General features: G+C 31.2%; 38 protein-coding genes. 1 reads left to right on the top strand and 37 read right to left on the bottom strand.

The window, feature by feature from the left end:
- Positions 1-7: 7 nt before the first annotated feature.
- From pcrA to GSH19_RS01215, 3 genes are all read right to left on the bottom strand, one after another.
- On the bottom strand, positions 8-2,245 hold the full coding sequence (gene pcrA / locus GSH19_RS01225; RefSeq protein ID WP_237026089.1) for a DNA helicase PcrA: 2,238 nt from the start codon (positions 2,243-2,245) through the stop codon (positions 8-10).
- 111 nt (positions 2,246-2,356) lie between these two features.
- On the bottom strand, positions 2,357-3,394 hold the full coding sequence (locus tag GSH19_RS01220) for an ATP-grasp domain-containing protein (RefSeq protein WP_237026088.1): 1,038 nt from the start codon (positions 3,392-3,394) through the stop codon (positions 2,357-2,359).
- Between the two features lie 22 nt (positions 3,395-3,416).
- The gene (locus tag GSH19_RS01215) at positions 3,417-4,028 is read right to left on the bottom strand and encodes a glycoside hydrolase family 73 protein (RefSeq protein WP_237026087.1); all 612 of its coding nucleotides are present in this window, start codon (positions 4,026-4,028) and stop codon (positions 3,417-3,419) included.
- Between the two features lie 117 nt (positions 4,029-4,145).
- Between GSH19_RS01215 and GSH19_RS01210 the strand changes: the two genes are divergently transcribed.
- Positions 4,146-4,415 carry a DUF2187 domain-containing protein gene (locus GSH19_RS01210; protein WP_237026086.1) on the top strand — a complete coding sequence of 90 codons (270 nt, stop codon included), beginning with the start codon at positions 4,146-4,148 and terminating at the stop codon, positions 4,413-4,415.
- Positions 4,416-4,444: 29 nt separating this feature from the next.
- On the opposite strand, the gene GSH19_RS01205 is transcribed toward GSH19_RS01210, so the two are convergent.
- From GSH19_RS01205 to rplD, 34 genes are all read right to left on the bottom strand, one after another.
- Positions 4,445-5,026, bottom strand: coding sequence for an ECF transporter S component (locus tag GSH19_RS01205; protein WP_237026085.1), 582 nt, complete (start codon positions 5,024-5,026; stop codon positions 4,445-4,447).
- Positions 5,027-5,106: 80 nt separating this feature from the next.
- Positions 5,107-5,499: a 30S ribosomal protein S9 gene (rpsI, locus tag GSH19_RS01200; protein WP_237026084.1), complete on the bottom strand. Its 393-nt coding sequence runs from the start codon at positions 5,497-5,499 to the stop codon at positions 5,107-5,109.
- Positions 5,500-5,512: 13 nt separating this feature from the next.
- On the bottom strand, positions 5,513-5,956 hold the full coding sequence (gene rplM, locus GSH19_RS01195; RefSeq protein WP_237026083.1) for a 50S ribosomal protein L13: 444 nt from the start codon (positions 5,954-5,956) through the stop codon (positions 5,513-5,515).
- A gap of 120 nt (positions 5,957-6,076) precedes the next feature.
- A complete protein-coding gene (gene truA / locus GSH19_RS01190; protein WP_237026082.1) occupies positions 6,077-6,877 on the bottom strand; it encodes a tRNA pseudouridine(38-40) synthase TruA in 801 nt (266 codons plus the stop codon).
- A gap of 10 nt (positions 6,878-6,887) precedes the next feature.
- Positions 6,888-7,676: an energy-coupling factor transporter transmembrane protein EcfT gene (locus GSH19_RS01185; protein WP_237026081.1), complete on the bottom strand. Its 789-nt coding sequence runs from the start codon at positions 7,674-7,676 to the stop codon at positions 6,888-6,890.
- Positions 7,677-7,678: 2 nt separating this feature from the next.
- The gene (locus tag GSH19_RS01180; protein WP_237026080.1) at positions 7,679-8,545 is read right to left on the bottom strand and encodes an energy-coupling factor transporter ATPase; all 867 of its coding nucleotides are present in this window, start codon (positions 8,543-8,545) and stop codon (positions 7,679-7,681) included.
- Positions 8,524-9,363: an energy-coupling factor transporter ATPase gene (locus GSH19_RS01175; protein WP_237026079.1), complete on the bottom strand. Its 840-nt coding sequence runs from the start codon at positions 9,361-9,363 to the stop codon at positions 8,524-8,526. Before GSH19_RS01175 ends, GSH19_RS01180 begins: the two co-directional genes overlap by 22 nt.
- A gap of 160 nt (positions 9,364-9,523) precedes the next feature.
- Entirely contained in the window at positions 9,524-9,907 is a 384-nt protein-coding gene (gene rplQ, locus GSH19_RS01170) for a 50S ribosomal protein L17 (protein WP_237026078.1), read from the bottom strand.
- Between the two features lie 18 nt (positions 9,908-9,925).
- Entirely contained in the window at positions 9,926-10,882 is a 957-nt protein-coding gene (locus GSH19_RS01165; protein WP_237026077.1) for a DNA-directed RNA polymerase subunit alpha, read from the bottom strand.
- 66 nt (positions 10,883-10,948) lie between these two features.
- Positions 10,949-11,338 (bottom strand): 30S ribosomal protein S11, encoded by a 390-nt coding sequence (rpsK, locus tag GSH19_RS01160; RefSeq protein WP_237026076.1) that lies wholly within the window; start codon positions 11,336-11,338, stop codon positions 10,949-10,951.
- Positions 11,339-11,365: 27 nt separating this feature from the next.
- The gene (gene rpsM, locus GSH19_RS01155) at positions 11,366-11,728 is read right to left on the bottom strand and encodes a 30S ribosomal protein S13 (protein ID WP_237026075.1); all 363 of its coding nucleotides are present in this window, start codon (positions 11,726-11,728) and stop codon (positions 11,366-11,368) included.
- A gap of 25 nt (positions 11,729-11,753) precedes the next feature.
- On the bottom strand, positions 11,754-11,873 hold the full coding sequence (gene rpmJ, locus GSH19_RS01150) for a 50S ribosomal protein L36 (RefSeq protein WP_237026074.1): 120 nt from the start codon (positions 11,871-11,873) through the stop codon (positions 11,754-11,756).
- Between the two features lie 36 nt (positions 11,874-11,909).
- Positions 11,910-12,128, bottom strand: coding sequence for a translation initiation factor IF-1 (infA, locus tag GSH19_RS01145; RefSeq protein WP_237026073.1), 219 nt, complete (start codon positions 12,126-12,128; stop codon positions 11,910-11,912).
- A 100-nt stretch (positions 12,129-12,228) separates the two neighbouring features.
- Complete coding sequence (locus tag GSH19_RS01140; protein WP_237026072.1) at positions 12,229-12,891, bottom strand: adenylate kinase; 663 nt, start codon at positions 12,889-12,891, stop codon at positions 12,229-12,231.
- A 21-nt stretch (positions 12,892-12,912) separates the two neighbouring features.
- Positions 12,913-14,226: a preprotein translocase subunit SecY gene (gene secY, locus GSH19_RS01135; RefSeq protein ID WP_237026071.1), complete on the bottom strand. Its 1,314-nt coding sequence runs from the start codon at positions 14,224-14,226 to the stop codon at positions 12,913-12,915.
- Positions 14,226-14,660 carry a 50S ribosomal protein L15 gene (rplO, locus tag GSH19_RS01130; protein ID WP_237026070.1) on the bottom strand — a complete coding sequence of 145 codons (435 nt, stop codon included), beginning with the start codon at positions 14,658-14,660 and terminating at the stop codon, positions 14,226-14,228. Before rplO ends, secY begins: the two co-directional genes overlap by 1 nt.
- Before the next feature lie 32 nt (positions 14,661-14,692).
- Positions 14,693-14,875 (bottom strand): 50S ribosomal protein L30, encoded by a 183-nt coding sequence (gene rpmD / locus GSH19_RS01125; protein WP_237026069.1) that lies wholly within the window; start codon positions 14,873-14,875, stop codon positions 14,693-14,695.
- A gap of 18 nt (positions 14,876-14,893) precedes the next feature.
- Positions 14,894-15,397 (bottom strand): 30S ribosomal protein S5, encoded by a 504-nt coding sequence (rpsE, locus tag GSH19_RS01120; protein ID WP_237026068.1) that lies wholly within the window; start codon positions 15,395-15,397, stop codon positions 14,894-14,896.
- Between the two features lie 19 nt (positions 15,398-15,416).
- On the bottom strand, positions 15,417-15,779 hold the full coding sequence (rplR, locus tag GSH19_RS01115; protein ID WP_370636115.1) for a 50S ribosomal protein L18: 363 nt from the start codon (positions 15,777-15,779) through the stop codon (positions 15,417-15,419).
- A 22-nt stretch (positions 15,780-15,801) separates the two neighbouring features.
- Positions 15,802-16,341 carry a 50S ribosomal protein L6 gene (gene rplF, locus GSH19_RS01110; protein WP_237026066.1) on the bottom strand — a complete coding sequence of 180 codons (540 nt, stop codon included), beginning with the start codon at positions 16,339-16,341 and terminating at the stop codon, positions 15,802-15,804.
- Positions 16,342-16,369: 28 nt separating this feature from the next.
- A complete protein-coding gene (gene rpsH, locus GSH19_RS01105) occupies positions 16,370-16,768 on the bottom strand; it encodes a 30S ribosomal protein S8 (protein ID WP_237026065.1) in 399 nt (132 codons plus the stop codon).
- Positions 16,769-16,797: 29 nt separating this feature from the next.
- Entirely contained in the window at positions 16,798-16,983 is a 186-nt protein-coding gene (locus GSH19_RS01100; RefSeq protein ID WP_237026064.1) for a type Z 30S ribosomal protein S14, read from the bottom strand.
- A 21-nt stretch (positions 16,984-17,004) separates the two neighbouring features.
- Positions 17,005-17,547: a 50S ribosomal protein L5 gene (rplE, locus tag GSH19_RS01095; protein WP_237026063.1), complete on the bottom strand. Its 543-nt coding sequence runs from the start codon at positions 17,545-17,547 to the stop codon at positions 17,005-17,007.
- 28 nt (positions 17,548-17,575) lie between these two features.
- Entirely contained in the window at positions 17,576-17,884 is a 309-nt protein-coding gene (gene rplX, locus GSH19_RS01090) for a 50S ribosomal protein L24 (RefSeq protein WP_237026062.1), read from the bottom strand.
- A gap of 31 nt (positions 17,885-17,915) precedes the next feature.
- Positions 17,916-18,284: a 50S ribosomal protein L14 gene (gene rplN / locus GSH19_RS01085; RefSeq protein WP_237026061.1), complete on the bottom strand. Its 369-nt coding sequence runs from the start codon at positions 18,282-18,284 to the stop codon at positions 17,916-17,918.
- 53 nt (positions 18,285-18,337) lie between these two features.
- Positions 18,338-18,604, bottom strand: coding sequence for a 30S ribosomal protein S17 (rpsQ, locus tag GSH19_RS01080; protein ID WP_237026060.1), 267 nt, complete (start codon positions 18,602-18,604; stop codon positions 18,338-18,340).
- A 29-nt stretch (positions 18,605-18,633) separates the two neighbouring features.
- Complete coding sequence (rpmC, locus tag GSH19_RS01075; RefSeq protein ID WP_237026059.1) at positions 18,634-18,828, bottom strand: 50S ribosomal protein L29; 195 nt, start codon at positions 18,826-18,828, stop codon at positions 18,634-18,636.
- Positions 18,818-19,252, bottom strand: a complete 435-nt coding sequence (gene rplP, locus GSH19_RS01070; RefSeq protein ID WP_237026058.1) for a 50S ribosomal protein L16 — start codon at positions 19,250-19,252, stop codon at positions 18,818-18,820. The genes rpmC and rplP overlap by 11 nt, the downstream gene beginning before the upstream one ends.
- A gap of 2 nt (positions 19,253-19,254) precedes the next feature.
- A complete protein-coding gene (gene rpsC, locus GSH19_RS01065; RefSeq protein ID WP_237026057.1) occupies positions 19,255-19,920 on the bottom strand; it encodes a 30S ribosomal protein S3 in 666 nt (221 codons plus the stop codon).
- A 21-nt stretch (positions 19,921-19,941) separates the two neighbouring features.
- Complete coding sequence (rplV, locus tag GSH19_RS01060; protein WP_237026056.1) at positions 19,942-20,289, bottom strand: 50S ribosomal protein L22; 348 nt, start codon at positions 20,287-20,289, stop codon at positions 19,942-19,944.
- Positions 20,290-20,305: 16 nt separating this feature from the next.
- Positions 20,306-20,581, bottom strand: coding sequence for a 30S ribosomal protein S19 (gene rpsS / locus GSH19_RS01055; RefSeq protein ID WP_237026055.1), 276 nt, complete (start codon positions 20,579-20,581; stop codon positions 20,306-20,308).
- A gap of 47 nt (positions 20,582-20,628) precedes the next feature.
- A complete protein-coding gene (gene rplB, locus GSH19_RS01050; protein WP_237026054.1) occupies positions 20,629-21,468 on the bottom strand; it encodes a 50S ribosomal protein L2 in 840 nt (279 codons plus the stop codon).
- Positions 21,469-21,490: 22 nt separating this feature from the next.
- Positions 21,491-21,778: a 50S ribosomal protein L23 gene (gene rplW / locus GSH19_RS01045; protein ID WP_237026053.1), complete on the bottom strand. Its 288-nt coding sequence runs from the start codon at positions 21,776-21,778 to the stop codon at positions 21,491-21,493.
- Positions 21,778-22,401: a 50S ribosomal protein L4 gene (rplD, locus tag GSH19_RS01040; protein ID WP_237026052.1), complete on the bottom strand. Its 624-nt coding sequence runs from the start codon at positions 22,399-22,401 to the stop codon at positions 21,778-21,780. Before rplD ends, rplW begins: the two co-directional genes overlap by 1 nt.
- Positions 22,402-22,407: the final 6 nt, after the last annotated feature.

Here is a 22,407-nt window from a genome sequence, read left to right as displayed (position 1 = left end):
TTAAATTTTATTTTTTACTAATTGGAGCAAAAGCAGCTAAAAGTCGTTTAACACCTTTTTCTGGAAATGCAATATCCAATTCCATATCCTCACCAGTACCATTAACCTTTACAACTGTACCTTCTCCCCACGCTTTATGTTCAACCTTATCTCCAATATTCCAACTCTTCTTATTTGCCCCAGTTTCTTTTGGTTTTTCCATAATTTTACTAGGTCGTTTATAAGGGGTAGAAAAAGCTCTTTGACTTCTTACACTATTCTTATCAAAAGATGAAGAATTATTATTTAATCCTTCGTTATCACTCTTCATTAATTTTTTATCAATTTCCGACATAAAACGAGATTCAGGATTGTTTTGCATCTTTCCATATAACATTCTAGAAAATGCATTTGTCATATATAGCTTTGTCTGTGCTCTAGTAATTCCTACATATGCTAATCTTCTCTCTTCCTCAAGTTCATTTTCATCTTGACTAGCACGGCCAAGCGGAAAAATCCCTTCTTCCATTCCTAACATAAAGACTACTGGAAACTCTAAACCTTTAGCAGCATGTAAAGTCATCATTGTAACTTGTTTTGTTTCTTCATCAACATCATCTTGTGCTGAAACAAGTGCTAAATCTGCTAAAAAATCAACAAGTTGAGTATCTAAATCATTTCCATCTCTTTTTTTATCAAAATCTTGTGTAACTGATAAAAATTCTTCAATATTTTCTACTCGAGTTTGAGCTTCAAGTGTTTGATTTTTTTTCAATTCAACTAAGTATCCGGTAGTATCTAATATCTTTTCAGTAATTTCAGTTACAGTTAAATCATTTTTCAAATTTGCCACATCATTAATTGATTTACCAAAATTAAAAATTGAATTTCTAGTTCTTGTAGCAATATCATTACACAAATCAATATTTTTAGTAGCTTCAAGTAAACTCCATCCGTTTTCTTGAGCAAAGTTTCTAAATTTTTCAAAACTTGTTGCACCTATCCCACGTTTGGGAACATTTATAACACGTTCAACACTAAGAGAATCACTTGGATTAGCAATTAAAGTTAAGTAAGATAGAACATCTTTTATTTCTTTTCGTTCATAGAATTTATGTCCTCCAACCATCGTATAAGGAATATTTGATTTTAAAAACATTTCTTCCATTACACGAGATTGAGCATTAGTTCGATAAAGAATTGCAAAATCATTATAAAAATAATTGTTTGCTTCAATTTCTTCTTTAATTTTGGAAATTACATATCGTGCTTCATCACTTTCACTTTGACTACGATAATAACTAATTCTTTCCCCAGGACTATTTTGTGTCCATAAATTTTTATCTTTTCTTTCACTATTATTTTGAATAACTGAATTTGCAGCATCCAAAATATTTTTAGTTGAACGATAATTTTGTTCTAACATCGTTACATGTGCTTGAGGATAATCATTTTCAAAATTCAAAATATTATTCATATTAGCTCCACGCCAACCATAAATACTTTGATCTGCATCACCAACTACACATATATTTTGATACTTTTTAGCTAACATCTGCACTAGTTTATATTGTGCTTCATTAGTATCTTGATATTCATCTACATGAATGTATTTAAATTTATCTTGATACCTTGCTAATATATCAGGATTACTTTCAAATAAATTAAGAGTAAGCATAATTAAATCATCAAAATCTACTGATTCATTTTCTCTTAATCTTTTTTGATATTCAAAATATACTTCACTAACAACTTTCTCAAAAGGATTACTTAAAGAAATTGTTTTTTGATGATCTTCAGGAGTTAATAAATCATTTTTTGCATTTGAAATAGCCCCCAAAATAGCTCTAGGATCGTTTTTCTTAGGATCTAAATCAAAATCATTTAAAATTCTTTTAATTAAAGTCTTTTGTTCACTACTATCTGTTATAGAAAAAGAACGGTTATAACCTAATTTATCAATATCTCTTCTTAAAACTCTTACTCCAAAAGCATGGAATGTAGAAACCCAAACGTCATTTCCACCTTGATCCAATAACCCATTTATTCTTTCTTTCATTTCACGAGCTGCTTTATTAGTAAATGTAATTGCTAAAATATTCCATGGCATTACATTCTTTTCTTCAATTAAATATGCGATTCGGTGTGTTAAAACTCGGGTCTTACCACTTCCTGCACCTGCCATAATTAATAACGGTCCATCAGTTTGTTGAACCGCCTCTTTTTGTTCTTGATTCATTTTATCTAGTAAGCTATTTTCTGACACGTGTAATACAACCCTCTCATGTAAAATCTACATTTATTATAACAAAAATTTAATCGCAATTTTACCAACTTCATTTTTTTTAAGATAAATTTATTGATAAGTATTAATAAATTATTCTGAGTGATTTATTAAATAATATCCTTGATTAAATCGATCTTGATATTCGAAATGAAAATCAAAATTTTGATTTTTAGAAATAAAATCAGATTTAGTAATTTTTTCAAACGGAATTAATGAAATATCTAATAATTCACTCTTTTCTTTTAAATCATAATTTTGTATAGATCGTATTATTTGATTAAAAATATCTATTTTTACTGAATCTTTATATATAATTGATGATAAATCAAAATCATATTTCAAACGATTTATATAAATAAAACCTTGATCAGTTACAAAGAAAACAATTGATAATAATCCAGTATAATCAATTGCGGTTGCAATCTTATTACTTGTCTTTTGAATTTCATTTTTTGTATCAGATTCCAAGTTATCAATTGATTCAATCGAATCAATTTTTTGATTTTTAAAATTAAGATGATTGATCGGCATTAACTGTAAACTACCATCATCACTTTTAATAATTGTTTGTTCGTAATATTTTTTTTTTGAAAAATATGGTTCTAAGACACAGACATCTTTTTCTAATAATTTTGAAGCATGAGGAATATCAGCCTCATCCTTAATTTCAAAATCATAATTATAATCATTTGGATGATTAGTCTTTAAAATTGCTGGATATCCAATTTTTTTTATCTCATCATAAATATCCTCTAAATAAACTATTGTAGAATAAGGATAAAAATTAACATTAAGATTATCTAAAAAAGCATTCAATAACAAACGATCATCTGATAAATCAATTAAATCAGTCTTTTGAGGTAAAAATGTCTTTTCCTTCAAATTACTTAAAATTTCACTATTAATAATTCTTGTATTAAAAATTACGGTATCACACTTGTCAGCAAATTCTTCTAATTTTTTTTGATCACTAATTTTTCCTATTGTAACTTCATTTGAAATTTTTTCTAATCTAGAATCAGCATCAGTCAAATAAAAGTATATTTGATAACCATTTTTTATTAATGATTGTGCAAAATTATAATTAGTTGCATTATTACCAATAATTCCAATTGTTTTAATATTCATATATTTAACCTTCCATTCTTGATTAATCAAACTGATCTAATTTATATTTTTGAATTAAAATAATTAATTTCTTTGTATAAACAGGATCAGTTGCATAACCAGATTCTTGTAATTCTAAAGCAGCCTTTTTAAAATGAACTGCATTAATAACTTCTTTATATTGCTTACTATTCCAAGATGTTCCATACTTTAATAATTTCGAATGATCATCAATTGATTCATTATAATTATGATATTTTTTAAATTTTGCTTTTTTATAATACGCTTTATTATTTTTATATTCTTTAGTCTTTAAAATAACATAAGAATCCTTTGGATGATTAGCTTTAATTCCATATAAATTATGATATTTTTTTGATAAAGTACTTTCTCCCCAATCAGATTCTAAAATGGCCTGTCCAATTGTTATACTTGGAAGAATATGATATTTTTTTTGTACATTTTTAGATTCAGGTAGTATCGTATTAATAAATTTTATTTTATGAGAACTCAAGTTTTTATTTTTATATTCATATGTTGGTTCAACATTTCTATCACCAGAAAATTTAATTATTGTTACTAAACTACTAATTAAAATCAGTAAAATTAAAAAGTATTTTGGAATATTAGAACCATTCTTTTTTTTCTTTTTCAAAATCAACCTCCAATTAATATTTACTAATGATTATTGTACTACATATACTCATAAGATTGACAAAACACCTTTTTTAATATATATTTCTGTAAGCAGACTTTTCATGGAGGTGGAAAAATGCCTAAAAAACCAGATGAACAAACAAGTACCGAAAAATCACAATTTGAAATTGGCGATGAAGTCGGATTTAAACTTGAAAAAGAAGATTTTACTGGAATAATTGAAAAACAATATACAAATTCATTTATGGTTACTTTCAAATCTTTAGATCCTGAAATATTGGACAAATACCATAACAGTACAGTTGTTAATTGGCAAAATCTAACAATGATTAAAGAAGGACCAAGAGAACAACTAAAAAAAGATAACTCTGATGAAGATAAATAAAAGCTTACTATTAATAATAGTAAGCTTTTTTATTTAATAATCCGTGATAATACCTTCATAATTAAAGGTAATAACACAGCTGCAATAATCATTTCTGGAACACCATTTGTTAAAACAATTCCAGATAAAAATGGTAACAAGTGATCAGTACTAACTCCATAAAGAACAGTTGATTTATCTTTATAAAAAAAGTAGATAAATGATAAAACAAAAATAGTATTTGTTAAAGAACCTACAATCCCACTAATCATATACTTATAATTTATAGATATTTTATTTGATAAATATTTAAAAGCAATATACGAAAACAACGCAATTAACATTCTAGGAATAATTGAAATAACTGGATTAACAAAAACAATTTGTGCAATCAAACTAGTTGGCCAAAAAAAAGCTCTTATAAAAACAATGAATCCCCATAAAAAACCAATTATTAATCCTTCTTTTAAACCAAGTGATAAAGTAACTGCAACAACTGTAATAGGTATTACAGAAATACTTAATGGTCCTAATTGAATATATCCAATACCAGGAATTATTGTTTGTAACAATAGAATTGCAATAAATAATGATAAAATAATCATTTTATAATTTTTTGATTTATTATACATTTAATTAACCTCATTTAATATTGTAATAAAAAACACTCCATAAAAAATGTGGAGTGTTTTTAATCGATAATAAATATATATTAACGTTTTGAGAATTGACGAGCTTTACGAGCTTTTTTAAGACCTGGTTTTTTACGTTCTTTCATACGTGAATCACGAGTTAGTAATCCAGCATTTTTAAGAGCTTCTCTAAAGTCAGGATCTACTTCTAATAAAGCACGAGAAATACCTAAACGAGCTGCACCAGCTTGTCCAGAGAATCCTCCACCGTTAACATTAACGAAAGTATCATAGTTTCCTAGAGTTTCAGTAACATCATATGGTTGGTTAATAACTGCAACCAAGTTTGGGAATGGAATATATTCTTCAACTGCTTTACCGTTAACTACGATTTTACCAGTACCTGGTGTAATACGTACACGAGCTACTGAATTTTTTCGACGACCTAAGCCGATGTATTGTACTTGTGCCAATTAAGTTTCCTCCTTAAATTAGGTTGTTAATATCAAGAATTTCTGGTTTTTGAGCTTCATTGTTATGTTCTGAACCAGCATAAACGTGTAATTTCTTTGCTACTTGACGACCTAATGAACCATTAGGAAGCATACCTTTAACAGATAATCTAATTAATCTGTCAGGCTTTTGAGCACGCATTTCACCAGCTGTGATTGATTTAAGACCACCCATGTATAATGTGTGATGGTAGTAAATTTTATCAGTTGCTTTACGACCTGAAAGTTTTACTTTTGATGCATTAATAACGATAACATTATCACCAGTATCAACGTGTGGTGTATATGTTGGTTTATTTTTACCGCGTAAGATAGATGAAATAACAGTTGATAAACGACCTAATTCGATGTCAGTTGCATCAATAATGTACCATTTACGATCTACTTCGCCTGGTTTAGCCATGTATGTTGTACGCACTTTTTATTCCTCCATGTATCTGTGTTTTGTTCGACACCTAATAAGTTTCCGGGGCTTATCGTGGGGCAAACAATACCAACTATCATGATACAAATATTTTTATAAAAAGTCAAACAATATTTAACTTATAACCCTTCTAGTTTTTGGTACTGCATGCTCTGGATCATCTCCTGGATAATATACTTTTTTTAAATATAATCCACTTGCACCCATTGTTAATCTTGCTTCTTGTCGATTTTTTAATTTAAGTAACCTTTGGATATCACTAACTGGCCTTTTTCCTTGTCCAATTTGCATTAAAACACCGACCATTATTCTCACCTGATTATATAAAAAACCATTTCCATAAAATTGAAATATTAATTCATTGTTTGCTTCATCATAATTAACGTTTGCATCATAAATATATCTAATATTTGAACTAACTTTTGAACCAGAAGCAACAAAACTTGAAAAATCATGTTCACCAATCAAATCATTGATTGCAAGTTTAATATCTTTTAAATTATATGGAAATCTCCAATGAGTTGTGTAATTTCTTTTAAATGGGTTAGTAAATTCACCTAAATCAATTCTGTAAATATATTTTTTCCCTGTAACCTGATATCTAGCATGAAAATCATCAGACACAATTTTTACATCATTTATTTGAATATCTAATGGCATTAAACTATTTAAACCCTTTAGCATTCCAATTTCAGTTATTTCAAATGGAAAATCAAAGTGAGCTACCTGAGCTAAAGCATGTACTCCAGCATCTGTTCTCCCAGATGCATAGATTCCAATTATATTTTCTTTTTTCTTTGCCATTTTATTAACTGCTTTTTCAATGACACCTTCAACAGTTCGTTGATTTGGTTGCTTTTGAAATCCAGCAAAACTTGTTCCATCATATGCAAATATTATTTTATATCTTGCCATATTATAACTCCTACATTAACCAAATAATTATTCCGATAAGTATTATAAATATTAATGAAATCGTTTCTTTTAAATTCCATTTGTATTCTAAGTAATGACTTCGTTTAATTTCAGTCGAATATCCTCTTGCTTCCATTGCATTAGCTAATCCTTCAGCATGCCTCAATGCACTGACAAATAACGGTATGATTAAAGAAATTATATTTTTTATTCTTTTACTTAATTTACCTGTATCAAAATCGATTCCTCTAGATTTTTGAGCTTCTAGTATGGTTTTTGTTTCCTCAGATAAAGTTGGAACAAATCTAAGTGAAATAGAAATCATCATTGAAACAGTTTCAACAGGAAAATGAACCTTCTTTAATGGCGAAAGAATAGTTGAAATTCCATCGGATATTTCAATTGGATTAGTTGTTAGAGTTAGTAGAGTCGAGGCAATAATAATTATTAAAAACCGTAAAAAAATTAGTCCTGAATTGAATAAACTATAGTCAGTAATTTTTATAAAGCTAAATGAAAAAATAACTTGACCTTTACTGCTAAAAAAAAGTTGAATCATAACAGTTAAAATTATTATCCATAATAAAGGTTTAACACCAGATAAAAAAAATTTAATTGAAATTTTTGAAATTTTAATTAGAACAAATAATAAGCCTAATAAAAAGGCGTATTGAATAAAATTATGTGTCATTAACGTTGTTAAAATTAAAATAAAACTAATAATAATTTTACAAGCTGGATTTAATTCATGAATAAATGATTTTCCTGGGACATATTTTCCAAATAATATTTTATCCATCATTAACTCCTATCAATATTTTCATTAATAACTTTAATCAATTCATCAGTTGTTATTGGTTTATTTTGAATTTTTAATTTTGTTTTATCTAATTTGTTAAAAAAATTAACAACATCAGGTTTAATTAATCCACTATTAAGAGAATAAATATTTTCATCATACAATATATCCCTTGTTGGGCCATATTTAGCAATTTTATTTTCCTTGAAATAAATTACATTATCAGAATACTCTGATACAACATTAATATCATGAGTTACCATAATAATGGTTATTTTATTATCTTTATTTAAATCTCTTAAAAGTTTCATTATCATTTTTCTTCCAATTGAATCAAGACCAGCTGTTGGTTCATCTAACACTAATATTTCTGGATTCATTGCCAATACACCTGCAATTGCAACTCTTCGCATTTGACCGCCAGAAATTTCAAAAGGAGATTTATTATACAAATCTGAACCAATTCCTACCTTGGTTAAATACTCTCGTGCATTGCTTAAAGATTCACTATCAGACAATCCAAAATTTTTAGGTCCTACCATGACATCTTTAATAACAGTTTCTTCAAATAATTGCTTTTCTGGAAATTGAAAAACAAGTCCTACCTTTTTTCTTAAAACTGTCAAAACTTTTTTATTAACATCAGAATTTACAGTCAAATCACTAATTTCTAAAGATCCTTCGCTTGGAATTAAGAGTCCATTCAAATGCTTTATAAAAGTAGATTTACCACTTCCAGTTTTTCCAATTATCATTGTAATTTCTTCTTTTGGAATTTCTACAGAAATATTATCCAGAGCTTTTTTTTCAAATGGGGTGTTTCTTTGATATACATAATCTAAATGTTTTATTTTGATTGATTTATCCATTTTATCATCTCATCTTCATCAAGATATTTTTCTGAATAATTAAAAGTATCTAATTCTAATTTATTGCTTAAATATTCAGAAAATGGTATTTCTATATTAAATTTTTTAATTATTTCTTGATTATTAAATAAATTTTTAGGTGTATTCTCATAAACTTTTTCACCTTTATCAATAACTATTATTTTATCAGAAACAGAATACTGTTCAACATCATGAGTAATTGAAATAATTGTCCAATGATGAATTTCTTTTAATTTTTTAATTAATTTAATAATATCTTTTTTTGATGCAGGATCCAACATACTTGTTGACTCATCTAAAATAATAATTTTAGGATCCATTGCAATAATTCCAGCAATAGCAACTCTTTGTTTTTGACCTCCAGACAAAGACTCAGCAGGACTATCTTTTAAATCGAACATATTAACTTCTTTTAATGCATTCTCCACCATTTTTCTCATTATTTTATTATCAATATTTCTATTTTCCAATCCAAAAGCTACATCAGTTTCAATAGTAGAACCAACAAATTGATCTTCTGGATTTTGAAAAACAATCCCAATATTCATGCGTAATTGATTAAAATTAGTATCATCAACAATTTGATGATTAATAAAAACATTACCTTTATCTGGTTTAATTAATAGATCTATTATTTTAGCAATTGTACTTTTCCCACTGCCATTCATTCCAATAATAGAAATCCATTTTTCATTTTCAATTTCAATATTTAAATTTTTTAATATATCCTTTTTATTATCTGGATATCTATAAAATATTTTTTCTAATTTTAAAACATTATTATCGATGATAATCACTCCTAAAATTAATTATTATGTATAAAAAAATCACTTAAGAAAAAGGCGCGTAAACAAGTTTACATTCAAGCTAGACTTGGAAATCCATCATCATAACGCTTTATACCTTTATCTCAGTGATTCTATAGTGAAATTATTAAGCTATATAATTAATTGATTATTAATCAACAAATTGTAAAATAACCATTTGTGCACCGTCTCCACGACGAGGCATAGTTTTTAAAATACGAGTGTAACCACCATTACGGTCAGCATATTTAGGAGCAATTTCACTAAATAGTTTTTGTAATGCATTAGTTACTTTAATATCATCGCCGTCTTCTTTAATATCAGCAACTGTATTTTGTACAAAGGCTGCAGCTTTTCTACGTGATGATAAATCTCCACGTTTACCAAGAGTAACCATTTTTTCAGTAGTTGATCTAACTTCTTTAGCACGAGCTTCAGTAGTTTCAATCTTACCGTTTACAATTAATTCAGTTGTTAGATTACGAAGTAAAGCACGACGTTGAGCACTTGTACGTTGTAATTTACGATAACTCATAAATGAATGTCCTCCTTTTTAGTCTTCTTTTCTTAATGACAAACCAAGAGCATTTAATTTTACTCCAACTTCATCAAGAGATTTACGGCCAAGATTTCTAACTTTCATCATATCAGCCATTGATTTATTTGTTAGCTCTTGAACAGTGTTAATACCTGCACGTTTTAAACAATTATATGAACGAACAGATAAATCTAATTCTTCAATAGACATTTCTAGCATTTTTTCTTTATGGCCTTCTTCTTTTTCGACCATAACTTCTGCATTTTTAGCACGATCAGTTAAATCTACAAACATTTCTAGATGTTGATTTAAAATTTTAGCAGCTAAACTTACTGAATCACTAGCACTAATAGAACCATTAGTCCAAATATCTAAAGTTAATTTGTCATAATCATCTCTTTGTCCAACACGTGTATCTTCAACTTGATAGTTAACACGTTCAATTGGGGTATAAATGGAGTCAATAGGTAAAACGCCAATTGGCATACCATCGTTACGAGCCTTGTTTTCTTCAGCAGAAACATATCCACGACCTTCGTCTGCAGTCATAGTCATATGAAATGTAGCACCCTCAGCAACAGTAGCAATGTGTAAATCAGGATTAATGATTGTTACATCGCCATCAGCCATAATATCACCTGCAGTAACATTAGCTGGACCTGTTACATCAATACTCATTGATTTGTTTTTACTTTCATCTTCCTCACCATCAATTTTTAAAGCAATTTTTTTGCAATTTAAAATGATTTGAGTAACATCTTCTCTTACTCCCTTAACAGTGGAAAACTCATGTAAAACACCGTCAATTTGAATGCTAGTGACTGCTGCTCCAGGTAAAGAAGCAAGTAAAACTCTTCTAAGAGAATTACCTAAAGTAGTACCATATCCACGTTCAAGTGGTTCAACGACTATTTCACCATAGTTATCTGTTTCTTCAATTTTATGAATATTAGGCTTTTCAAATTCAAGCATTATGTTTCTACCCCTTTCAAAACGCATTTTGAGTCTACAATATTATATATAAAGGTCTCTTAAATATTAAACTCTACGACGTTTTGGTGGACGAGAACCATTATGTGGTACAGGAGTAACATCACGAATTGCTGCTACTTCTAAACCAGTTGTTTGTAAAGCACGAATTGCTGATTCACGACCTGAACCAGGACCTTTAACAGCAACTTCAACAGACTTCATACCATGTTCCATAGCAGTTTTTGAAGCAGCTTCTGATGCCATTTGAGCAGCAAATGGTGTTGACTTACGGCTTCCACGGAAACCTAACGCACCAGCTGATGACCAAGCAATTGCATTACCTTGAGTATCGGTAATCATTACTAAAGTATTATTAAAAGTTGAATGAATGTGAGCTACACCAGCTTCAACATTCTTTCTTGCTCTACGTTTACGAGTATTTTTAGGTTTAGCCATAAAACTGATAACCTCCTTTATTATTTATTATTTCTTACCAGTAATTGGGGTTGATTTCCCTTTACGTGTACGGGCATTATTTTTAGTGTGTTGACCTCTAACAGGTAAACCACGACGATGACGCATTCCACGATATGAACCAATTTCTTGAAGGTTCTTAATACTCATGCTTACTTGACGACGTAAGTCACCTTCGATTACATAAGTATCAATTGCTTCTCTGATTTTATCTTCTTGATCAGGTGTTAAATCACGAACTCTAATGTCTTCAGAAACATTAGCCTTAGCTAATACATCTTTAGCAGTAGTATTTCCAACACCATAAATGTATGTTAATCCAATAACAATTCTTTTATCACGTGGTAAATCAATTCCAGCAATACGAGCCATTAACATTCACCTCCATTTTTTTAAATTACTTACCTTGTCTTTGTTTGTGCTTAGGGTTAGCAGAACAAATAACCATTACACGGCCATTTCTCTTAACCACTTTACAGCTATCACACATTGGTTTTACTGATGGGCGTACTTTCATTTTATTACCTCCTAAAATGACGGTAAAATTATTATCCTATTTAAAACGATAAGTAATTCTACCTTTACTTAAATCGTATGGTGACATTTCAACCGTTACCTTATCACCAGGTAAAATACGGATGTAATGCATTCTTATTTTACCCGAAACATGGGCTAAAATTTCATGACCATTTTCTAACTCAACTTTAAACATCGCATTTGGTAAAGTTTCAAGAATTTTACCTTCAATTTCAATTACATTATCTTTAGACACAGACAATCCTCCAACTTTAATTTTTAATAAAATTGCGAAATATACATTTTATAGACTATCACAATAATAGATTCCGTTCAATTAGGACAAAAATCAATAACTAACTATCTAAATTAGAAAGAATTTTATCTATATCTTTAGTAACTGCTGCGATATCTTGATCTCCATTTACTGTAAACAATAAATTACGCTCTTTATAAAAATCAATTAAAGGAGCATTCAATTCGATGTTAACATCTAATCTATTTTTTACGGTTTCTGGTTCATCATCACTACGTTGATAAAATTCATGTCCACCACAAACATCACAAGTTCCATCAACTTTAGGCTTTTTATATAACTTATGATAAGTTGCACCACAGTTTTTACAAATAAATCTTCCTGAGAGTCTTTCAACCAAAACTTTTGGATCAACATTTATTTCAATGACTGCATCCAAATTTTTATCAAGTTTATTAGTAATTACCTCTAAACTGTTAGCTTGATTAATATTTCTTGGAAAACCATCTAATAAATAACCATTTTTAGTATCAGCTTGATTTAATCGATCTTCAACAATACCGCAAGTTACATCATCCGGTACCAAATCACCATTATCGATATATTTCTTTGCTTCAATACCCATTGGTGTTTTATTTGAAATTGCAGCTCTAAAGATATCCCCTGTTGAAATATGAGGTATATCATATTTATCAACAATATTAGCTGCTTGTGTACCTTTACCTGCGCCCGGAAGACCCATTAATAATAAATTAACAGACATTATACATTCTCCTTCGTTTATCTATTTACTTGAATTATCGGTATTAATAAATCCAACGTATTCTCTTTTCATCATCATACCTCTAATTTGACTCATAGTTTGAATTGCAACACCAACTATAATTAACAAATTAGTTCCACCAAGTCCTATAGATTCATTTAGGTTCCAAGTACTTTGAGCAATTAAAGGAATCAAGGCAACGACTCCAATAAAGATAGCACCAACGAAACTTAATCTCATTAGTAAATTAGAAACATAATTTTGTGTACCTTTACCAGGCCAAACACCTGGAATATAACTACCTTGTTTTTGTAAATTCTCAGCTAACTTTTCAGGGTTTACTTGAACAAAAGCATAAAAGAAAGTAAAGGCAATTATAAGAACTGTATAAAATGTAGCTCCAAGTGGAGTTTGCATATTAAACAATTTTTGTAAAAATTCGTACCATCCAGCAGAGGATGAGTTTTTAGCGAAAAACAATAATATTGTTTGAGGAGTAGAAATAAATGCACTAGCAAAGATAACGGGAATAACACCAGCAACATTTATTTTCAAAGGTAAATAACTGTTTTCAGGTGCCCCTGTAACTCGTTTAGTATATTGAATTTTAACTCTTCTTTCCGCTTGTTGGAACCAAGTAACAATCGTAACAATTATTAAAATAACTAAAACTAATGCGATTATAAACAAAATAGGTTTCCATAATTCATTTGCAGGAGTACCTTCAACATATTGTTTATAAACACTCATAACTCCATCAGGCATTTTAGCAACAATTCCAGCAAAGATAATCATTGAAACTCCTTGCCCAACACCTTTTGAAGTTATCATGTCACCCATCCAAACGGTTAACATTGTACCTGCAGTTAAAATTAATCCAATACTTACATAAGTTGAAACCCCAGGGTTTTTAACTAAATGTAAACTACTCAATTGATTAAAACCAGCAGTAATACCTATTGATTGAACGAATGCTAAACCAATACCTAACCATCTAGTAACATTATCTAATTTTTTTCTACCAACTTCACCTTGTTTATCCCACTCAACAAAACGTGGAACGATATCCATCTTCAATAATTGTACAACAATTTGCGCAGTGATATAAGGTGAAACTCCCATGGCGAATAAGGAATAATTTGATAATCCTCCACCACTAAAAATATTTAGAACATTAACTAGACCAGATGATGCAACTTCATTTAATGCTTTTGCATTTACTCCAGGAACGGTAATATAAGCACCCAATCTGAAGATTACCAACATAAAAATAGTATACAGAATTTTTTGTCTTATATCCTTTTGTCCTAAAGCATTTTTTAAGGTAGAAATCATTAGATCACCTCAGTCTTACCGCCAGCATTTTCAATAGCTTCTTTTGCACTACCAGAAAATTTGTGAGCCTTAACTGTTAATTTCTTACTGATTTCTCCTTCGTTAAGAATCTTAACACCTGATTTAAGGTTTTTGATAACACCATTTTTAACAAGTAATTCTGGTGTTACTTCAGTGCCTTCGTCAAAAATGTTAAGAGTTGCAGTATTAACTACAGCATATTCTTTACGATTAAAGTTAGTGAAACCACGTTTTGGAATTCTACGATAAAGTGGCATTTGACCACCTTCAAAACCTAAGCGTGTTTTGCTACGAGCTTTTTGACCTTTTTGACCACGACCAGAAGTTTTACCTTGTCCGGCAGAACGACCGCGACCTTTACGAGATCTAACTGAACGTGAACCTTCTGCAAATTTTAATTCGTTTAATTTCATGAAATCGCACCTCCTTATCTATTTCTTATTAATTAATCTATTTGTTCAACCTTGATTAAATGAGCAATTTTAAATAATGCTCCACGAGTTGCCTCGTTATCAGGTTTGATCACACTACTATTAATTCTACCTAATCCAAGCGCTTTAACAATCTTACGTTGCTTGGGGAGACGGTGAGCAGCACTGTGAACTAAAGTTATCTTTAATTGAGCCATCTTCTAACCCCTCCTTAATTAATCAGTTAAGTGTTGTACAGAAACACCACGTAATGATGAAACTTGTTCAGCATTCTTCATTTCTTTTAAGCCTTCAAATGTTGCTCTAATAACGTTAATAGGAGTATCTGAACCTAAACGTTTACTAGTAACATCATTAACACCAGCTAATTCCATAACGGAACGAACGGCACCACCAGCTGCAACACCAGAACCTTCTTCAGCAGGTTTCAATAGAATCTTTCCACCACCGAAACGGCCAATTGTTTGATGAGGTAATGTTGTTCCAACGATTGGAACTTCGATTAAGTTTTTACGAGCATCGTCAATTGCTTTTCTTATAGCTTCAGGTACTTCTTGAGCTTTACCTGTACCGAAACCTACATGACCATTTTTGTCACCAACAACTACTAATGCAGCAAAACGCATTCTACGTCCACCTTTAACAACTTTAGTAATTCGGTTAATTGCAACGACGTTATCTTCTAATTCCAATTTATCTGGATTAATAAATTTTGCCATGTTTTAGTGTTCCTCCTTTTTAAAATTCTAGCCCATTTTCACGAGCTGCATCTGCAAGAGCCTTAACACGACCATGGTATAAATATCCTCCACGATCAAAAACAACATTTTTAATGTTTTTCTTGTTGGCTCTTTCAGCAACAAGTGAACCAACTTTAACAGCTTGTTCAGTCTTGCTACCATTTGTTTCAACATCAAGTGTTGAGGCACTAGCTAGCGTTACACCCGCTACGTCATCAATAACTTGAGCGTAGATGTTTTTATTTGAACGATATACGTTTAAACGTGGGCACTCTGCAGTACCAGAAATATTACGACGGACACGTGAATGTCTTATTTGACGTGTCTTATTTTTGTCTGGTTTTGTAATCAAAATAGTCACCTCTATGTTTTATTATTAAATATTATTTACCAGTTTTACCTTCTTTAAGGACAATGTGTTCATTTTCATAACGAATACCTTTACCCTTGTATGGTTCTGGTGAACGAATTCCACGGATTTTAGCAGCAAAATCTCCAACATGTTGCTTATTAATACCTGAAATTTTAATACTGGTTGTATCTGGAACTTCAACTTTTAAATCTTCAGGAACGTTAACGTTAACAGGATTTGAATAACCAACGTTAAGTTCTAAAACATTACCTTTAAGTTGTGTTCTATAACCAACTCCAACCAATTTAAGGTTTTTACCGAATCCTTCAGAAACACCTTGAACCATGTTGTTAAAGTTAGCACGTGAAGTACCATGCATTGAACGCATTTTATTGTCATATTTACCAGTTGGTTCAAAATTAACTTCATTTCCTTCAATGTTCATTGCAATCATATCAGAAAATTCAGCAGTCATTTCACCTTTAGGCCCTTTAACAGTAACGTTATTTCCATCTTGTTTAACTTCAACATCAGTTGGTAAAACTACTGTTCTATAACCAATTCTACTCAATTTCTACACCTCCGATTCTTTAAAAAAATTACCAAACGTATGCTAATACTTCGCCACCGACTTTTTTGTCGCGAGCTTCTTTATCAGTCATAACACCATTTGAACTTGAGATAATTGCGATTCCTAAACCATTTAAAACTTTAGGAACATCATCTGATTTAACGTATGAACGTAAACCGGGTTTTGAAATTCTTTTTAGACCTGAAATAACACGTTGATTATCGTTACTATATTTTAAGAATAAACGAATAACACCTTGTTTATCATCTTCAATATATTCAACGTCGCGTACAAAACCTTCACGCTTTAAGATTTCAGCAATATTACGTTTAATGTTTGAAGCAGGAATTTCAACAGAATCGTGACGAGCTAAGTTAGCATTACGAACACGAGTTAGAAAATCTGCAATTGGATCTGTCATAGACATTAACGTGACCCTCCTTTTTTTGTTTTATTTTACCAACTAGATTTTTTCATTCCAGGAATTTGACCCTTGTGAGCAAGGTTTCTTAAACAAATTCGGCATAAATGGAATTTTTGGTATACTGCACGTGGTCTACCACAATTTTCACAACGAGTATAAGCTTGTGATGAAAATTTTGGAGTACGCTTACTTTTTTCAATTAATGATTTTTTAGCCAATGTAAAACCTCCTATAATAGCCTATTTAGCAAAAGGCATTCCAAATTGTGATAACAATTCATGTGATTCTTCATCATTGTTAGCAGTTGTTACGATAACAACATCTAAACCTCTAACACGATTAACATCATCATAGTTGATTTCAGGGAAAATTAATTGTTCACGAATACCTAGTGTGTAGTTACCGCGACCATCAAAGGCACGATTACTTACACCGTGAAAGTCACGAACACGAGGTAATGCAACATTAACTAATTTATCTAAGAAATCATACATTCTTTCATCTCTAAGAGTTACTTTAGCACCAATTGGCATACCTTCACGTAAACGGAATCCAGCAATTGATTTCTTTGCTTTTGTAACTAATGGTTTTTGACCTGAGATCAAAGTAAGTTCTTGAACAGCTTCATCCAAGTTTTTTGCATTTGTAACAGCATCACCAACACCCATGTTTAGGACAATTTTTTCAATCTTTGGTGCTTGCATAACAGATGAATAATTAAATTTTTCAACAAGTGCTGGAAGAATATCTGATTTATATCTTTCTTCTAAACGAGTAGTCATGTATTAAGTTTCCTCCTTTCATTAATTCTTAATCGATTGATTTATTAGTTTTCTTAGAAATACGAACTTTTTTGCCGTCTTTAACTTCAAAACTAACTCTTGTTGTTTCATTTGTTGATGGATCAATTAACATAACATTTGAAGCATCAATTGCTGCTTCAACACTTTGAATTCCACCTTGTGGATTTGCTTGTGAAGCTTTTTGATGTTTTTTAATGATGTTAATACCTTCAACAACAACACGATTCTTATCAGCAAGAATCTTTTTAACGTTACCGTCTTTTCCTTTATCTTTACCACTAATTACGCGAACTTTGTCACCAGTTTTTAAGAACATTTATCTGGCACCTCCTTATTTTCCAATAGAATTAAAGTACTTCAGGCGCTAAGGAAACGATCTTCATAAATTTGTTGTCACGCAATTCACGAGCAACAGGTCCAAAGATACGAGTACCTTTAGGACTTTTATCATCATTTACCAATACGGCAGCATTTTCATCAAAACGAATATATGAACCATCACTACGACGAGCAACAGACTTTGTTCTAACAATAACGGCCTTAATAACGTCTCCTTTTTTGACAACGCCACCTGGTGTTGCTTGTTTAACAGTAGCAACAATTGTATCACCAATTCCAGCATATCTACGACTAGATCCACCCAAAACTTTAATAGTTAAAAGTTCACGGGCACCAGAATTATCTGCAACTTTCAAACGACTCTCTTGTTGGATCACGACAGTGTCCTCCCTTCAATTAAAAAATTAGAATACGATAAAAACGTCACTAATTAAATAATAACAGCTTCTTCAACGATTTTTACTAAACGGAAACGTTTTGTAGCTGACAATGGTCTTGTTTCCATAATTTCAACAATATCATTCATTTTAGCGGTATTATTTTCATCATGAGCCTTGTATTTCTTTGAATACTTAATACGTTTACCATAAGTTGGATCAGTTTTAGTTGTTTCAACAACAACAGTAATTGTCTTATCCATCTTATCAGAAATTACACGACCTCTGTATACTTTACGTTCATTACGACTTTCGCTCATATACAAATTCCTCCTTTTCATCGTATTCTTTATTTGTTAATTTCTTTTTGTCTTAATTCTGTTTTGATTCTAGCGATTGTTTTACGAACCGTTCTTAATCTTGCAGTATTTTCTAATTGACCAGTAGCTAATTGAAAACGAAGATTAAATAATTCCTTTTTATAATCTTGTTCTTTAGCAAACATTTCGTCAGTGGTTAATTCATTTATTTCTTTAGCCTTCATTTGATTCGCCACCTACTTCCTCACGTTTAATAATCTTAGTACGAATAGGGAGTTTCATTGATGCAAGACGTAGAGCTTCTTGAGCAACTTCGTCAGAAACATCACCTACTTCGAAAAGAATCTTTCCACGCTTAACAGGTGATACCCATCCAGCTGGTGATCCTTTACCTTTACCCATACGTACACCAATACCTTTTTCAGTATATGATTTGTGAGGGAAAATCTTAATCCAAACTTTCCCACCACGTTTCATGTAACGGTTCATTGTGATACGACAAGCTTCAATTTGTCTATTGGTAATCCAATGTGATTCAACAGCTTGAAGTCCCCAATTACCGAATGTAATTTCGTTTCCACCTTTTGAGTGACCACGTAATTTACCACGATGTTGACGACGGTACTTAACACGTTTTGGTACTAACATGCTTATTTCCCTCCTTCTTCAGCTTTTTCTTTTGTTTCTCCTGGAAGAATTTCACCACGATAAATCCATGTTTTTACACCGATTTGACCGTATTGAGTATTTGCTTCATTCCATGAGTAATCAATATCAGCTCTTAATGTGTGCAATGGAACACTTCCATCTGAATAGCTTTCAACACGTGACATATCAGCACCGTTTAAACGACCAGATGATTGTGTTTTAACACCTTTTGCTCCTGAACGCATAACTCTTGTCATTGCTTGACGCATTGCACGACGGAAAGCTACACGGCCTTCTAATTGTTTAGCAATGTTTTCACCAACAAGATTTGCTTCAAGATCAGGTTTTTTAATTTCCACAATGTTAATGTGTACTCTTCTACCTGTTAGTTTATTTAATTCTTTACGAAGACTTTCAACTTCTGCTCCACCTTTACCGATAACCATTCCTGGTTTAGCAGTATTAATTGAAACATTTACACGCTTTGCAGCACGTTCAATATCAATTGATGAAACGGAAGCGTCAGCGAGTCTCTTTGCAACGTATTTACGGATTTTAATATCTTCATGTAAGAAAGAAGCGAATTTATCGTTATTTGCAAACCATTTTGCTTCCCAGTCACGAATTACACCAACTCGTAAACCGTTAGGATTAATTTTTTGACCCACGTTAGATCCCTCCTGTTAATTTTATTTTTCTGATACTACGACAGTAATATGACTAGTACGTTTATTAATTGGTGAAGCAGAACCTTTTGCACGAGGACGGAAACGTTTTAAAGTTGGTCCTTCATCTACAAATACTTCACTAACAACTAAATCTTGACGATCTAAATCGAAATTATTTTCTGCATTTGCTACAGCTGACATTAAAACTTTTTCAACTACTGGTGATGCACCTCTTGGAGTGAACTTCAAGATTGCTTGTGCTTCAGCCACATTTTTGTTTCTAATAAGATCAACAACAAGGCGGACCTTTCTAGAAGCAATACGAACAGTTTTAGCAGTAGCTTTTGCTGATGTAACTTGTTCAGCCATTAGTTATCCTCCTTGCTTATTTAGTTTTCTTATCGTCACTACCGTGACCATGGAAAGTACGAGTTGGTACAAATTCACCTAATTTATGACCAACCATATCTTCTTGAACATAAACTGGAACGTGATTTCTACCATTGTAAACAGCAATTGTAAATCCGATAAAACTTGGGAAAATTGTTGATCTACGTGACCATGTCTTAATTACTGATTTTTTTTCTGAATCTTTTTGAGCATCAATCTTTTTTAATAAAGATTGATCAGCAAAAGGTCCCTTTTTCAAACTACGACTCATTTTGAAACCTCCTCTTCGATTAAAATGATTAGTTTTTAATTAATTGATTATCTCTTAGAAGTCTTACGACGACGTACAATAAACTTGTCTGAACGAGCCTTCTTAGAACGTGTCTTCTTACCATTAGTTTTCTTATGCCAAGGAGATAATGGAGATGGGTAACCAACTGGAGCTTTACCTTCACCACCACCATGAGGGTGATCATTAGGATTCATTACAGATCCACGAACATGAGGACGTTGACCACGGTAACGAGTTCTACCAGCTTTACCCCAGTTAATTAAAGAATATTCTTCGTTACCAACAACACCAATAGTTGCACGGTTAACTGAAAGAATCATTCTAACTTCACCAGATGTAAGTTTAACTAATGAATATTTACCTTCATTACCTAATAATTGAGCTGATGCACCAGCTGAACGAACAAGTTGTGCACCCTTACCAGGTTTTAATTCAATATTATGAATAGTTGTTCCAACTGGAATATCTTTAATTGGTAATGTGTTACCAACTTTAATATCTACATCTGAACCAGATTCAATAACATCTCCAACTTTTAATCCTTTAGGAGCAATGATATATGATTTGATACCATCTTCATATACAACTAAAGCAATATTTGCTGATCTGTTTGGATCATATTCAATAGTAGTAACCTTTGCAGGAACATTATCCTTATTACGTTTAAAATCGATAACACGATATTTATGTTTGTTTCCACCACCACGATGGCGAACAGTCATACGACCTGAGTTATTTCTACCAGCTTTATAAGGATTTGCTTCCAGTAAAGATTTTTCAGGCTTGTTAGTAGTAATTTGACTGTAGTCTGCACTAGTCATATTACGACGACCATTTGTCGTTGGTTTATACTTTCTTAAAGCCACGGTATTTCCCTCCTATACTAGTTTATTCTTCTGAAAATAATTTAATTTCGTTAGATTCAGCTGACAATTTAACGATTGCTTTACGACGTTTCTTTGTACGTCCAACATATCTACCTTGTCTCTTTAATTTTCCTTTAACATTCATAATGTTAACTTTTACAACTTCAACATCAAAAATTTCTTCAATTGCTTTTTTAACTTGAGTTTTAGTTGCTCGAACATCAACATCAAATGTATATTTTTTGTCATCCATTACATCAGTTGAAGCTTCTGTAATAACGGGACGTAAAATTATTTCGCGTGCTTCCATTATACGAGCACCTCCTCTACTTGAGAAAGAGCAGCTTTAGTAATAACAACCTTATCACTGTTCATTACATCAAGTGTATTTACACCCTTAGCATCGATTACTTGAACATTTTCAAGATTACGTGCAGAAAGAGCAGCAAAACTGTTTTTATCTTCTAAAACTACTAGTGTTTTAGTTGTTACGTCTAATTTAGAAAGCATTTCTGAAAAAGATTTTGTTTTTGGTGCATCAAAATTGATATCATCAACAACAACAAATTTATCAGAACTTACTTTTTCACTTAAAACTGATTTAACAGCTAAACGTGTAACTTTTTTAGGCAAATGGTAAGCATATGAACGTGAAACTGGTCCAAATACTGTTCCACCACCAACCCATTGAGGTGATCTTGTAGAACCTTGACGAGCACGACCAGTTCCTTTTTGACGCCATGGCTTTTTACCACCACCACGAACATTTCCTCTGGTTTTAACTCCAACAGTTCCTTGACGTTGTGAAGCTCTTTGCATCACAACAGTATCATATACAACGTTGTCATTAGGTTCGATTGAAAAAATTGTATCATTTAATTCAACAGTTCCGTTTTGACTACCGTCTTGTTTGAATAATTTAACGCTTGTCATTTATGG

Source organism: Lactobacillus sp. S2-2, from assembly GCF_021698855.1.
GTDB lineage: Bacteria > Bacillota > Bacilli > Lactobacillales > Lactobacillaceae > Fructilactobacillus.
The sequence above is the reverse complement of the archived record's forward strand: the minus strand, read 5'-3'. Positions and strand labels throughout refer to the sequence as shown.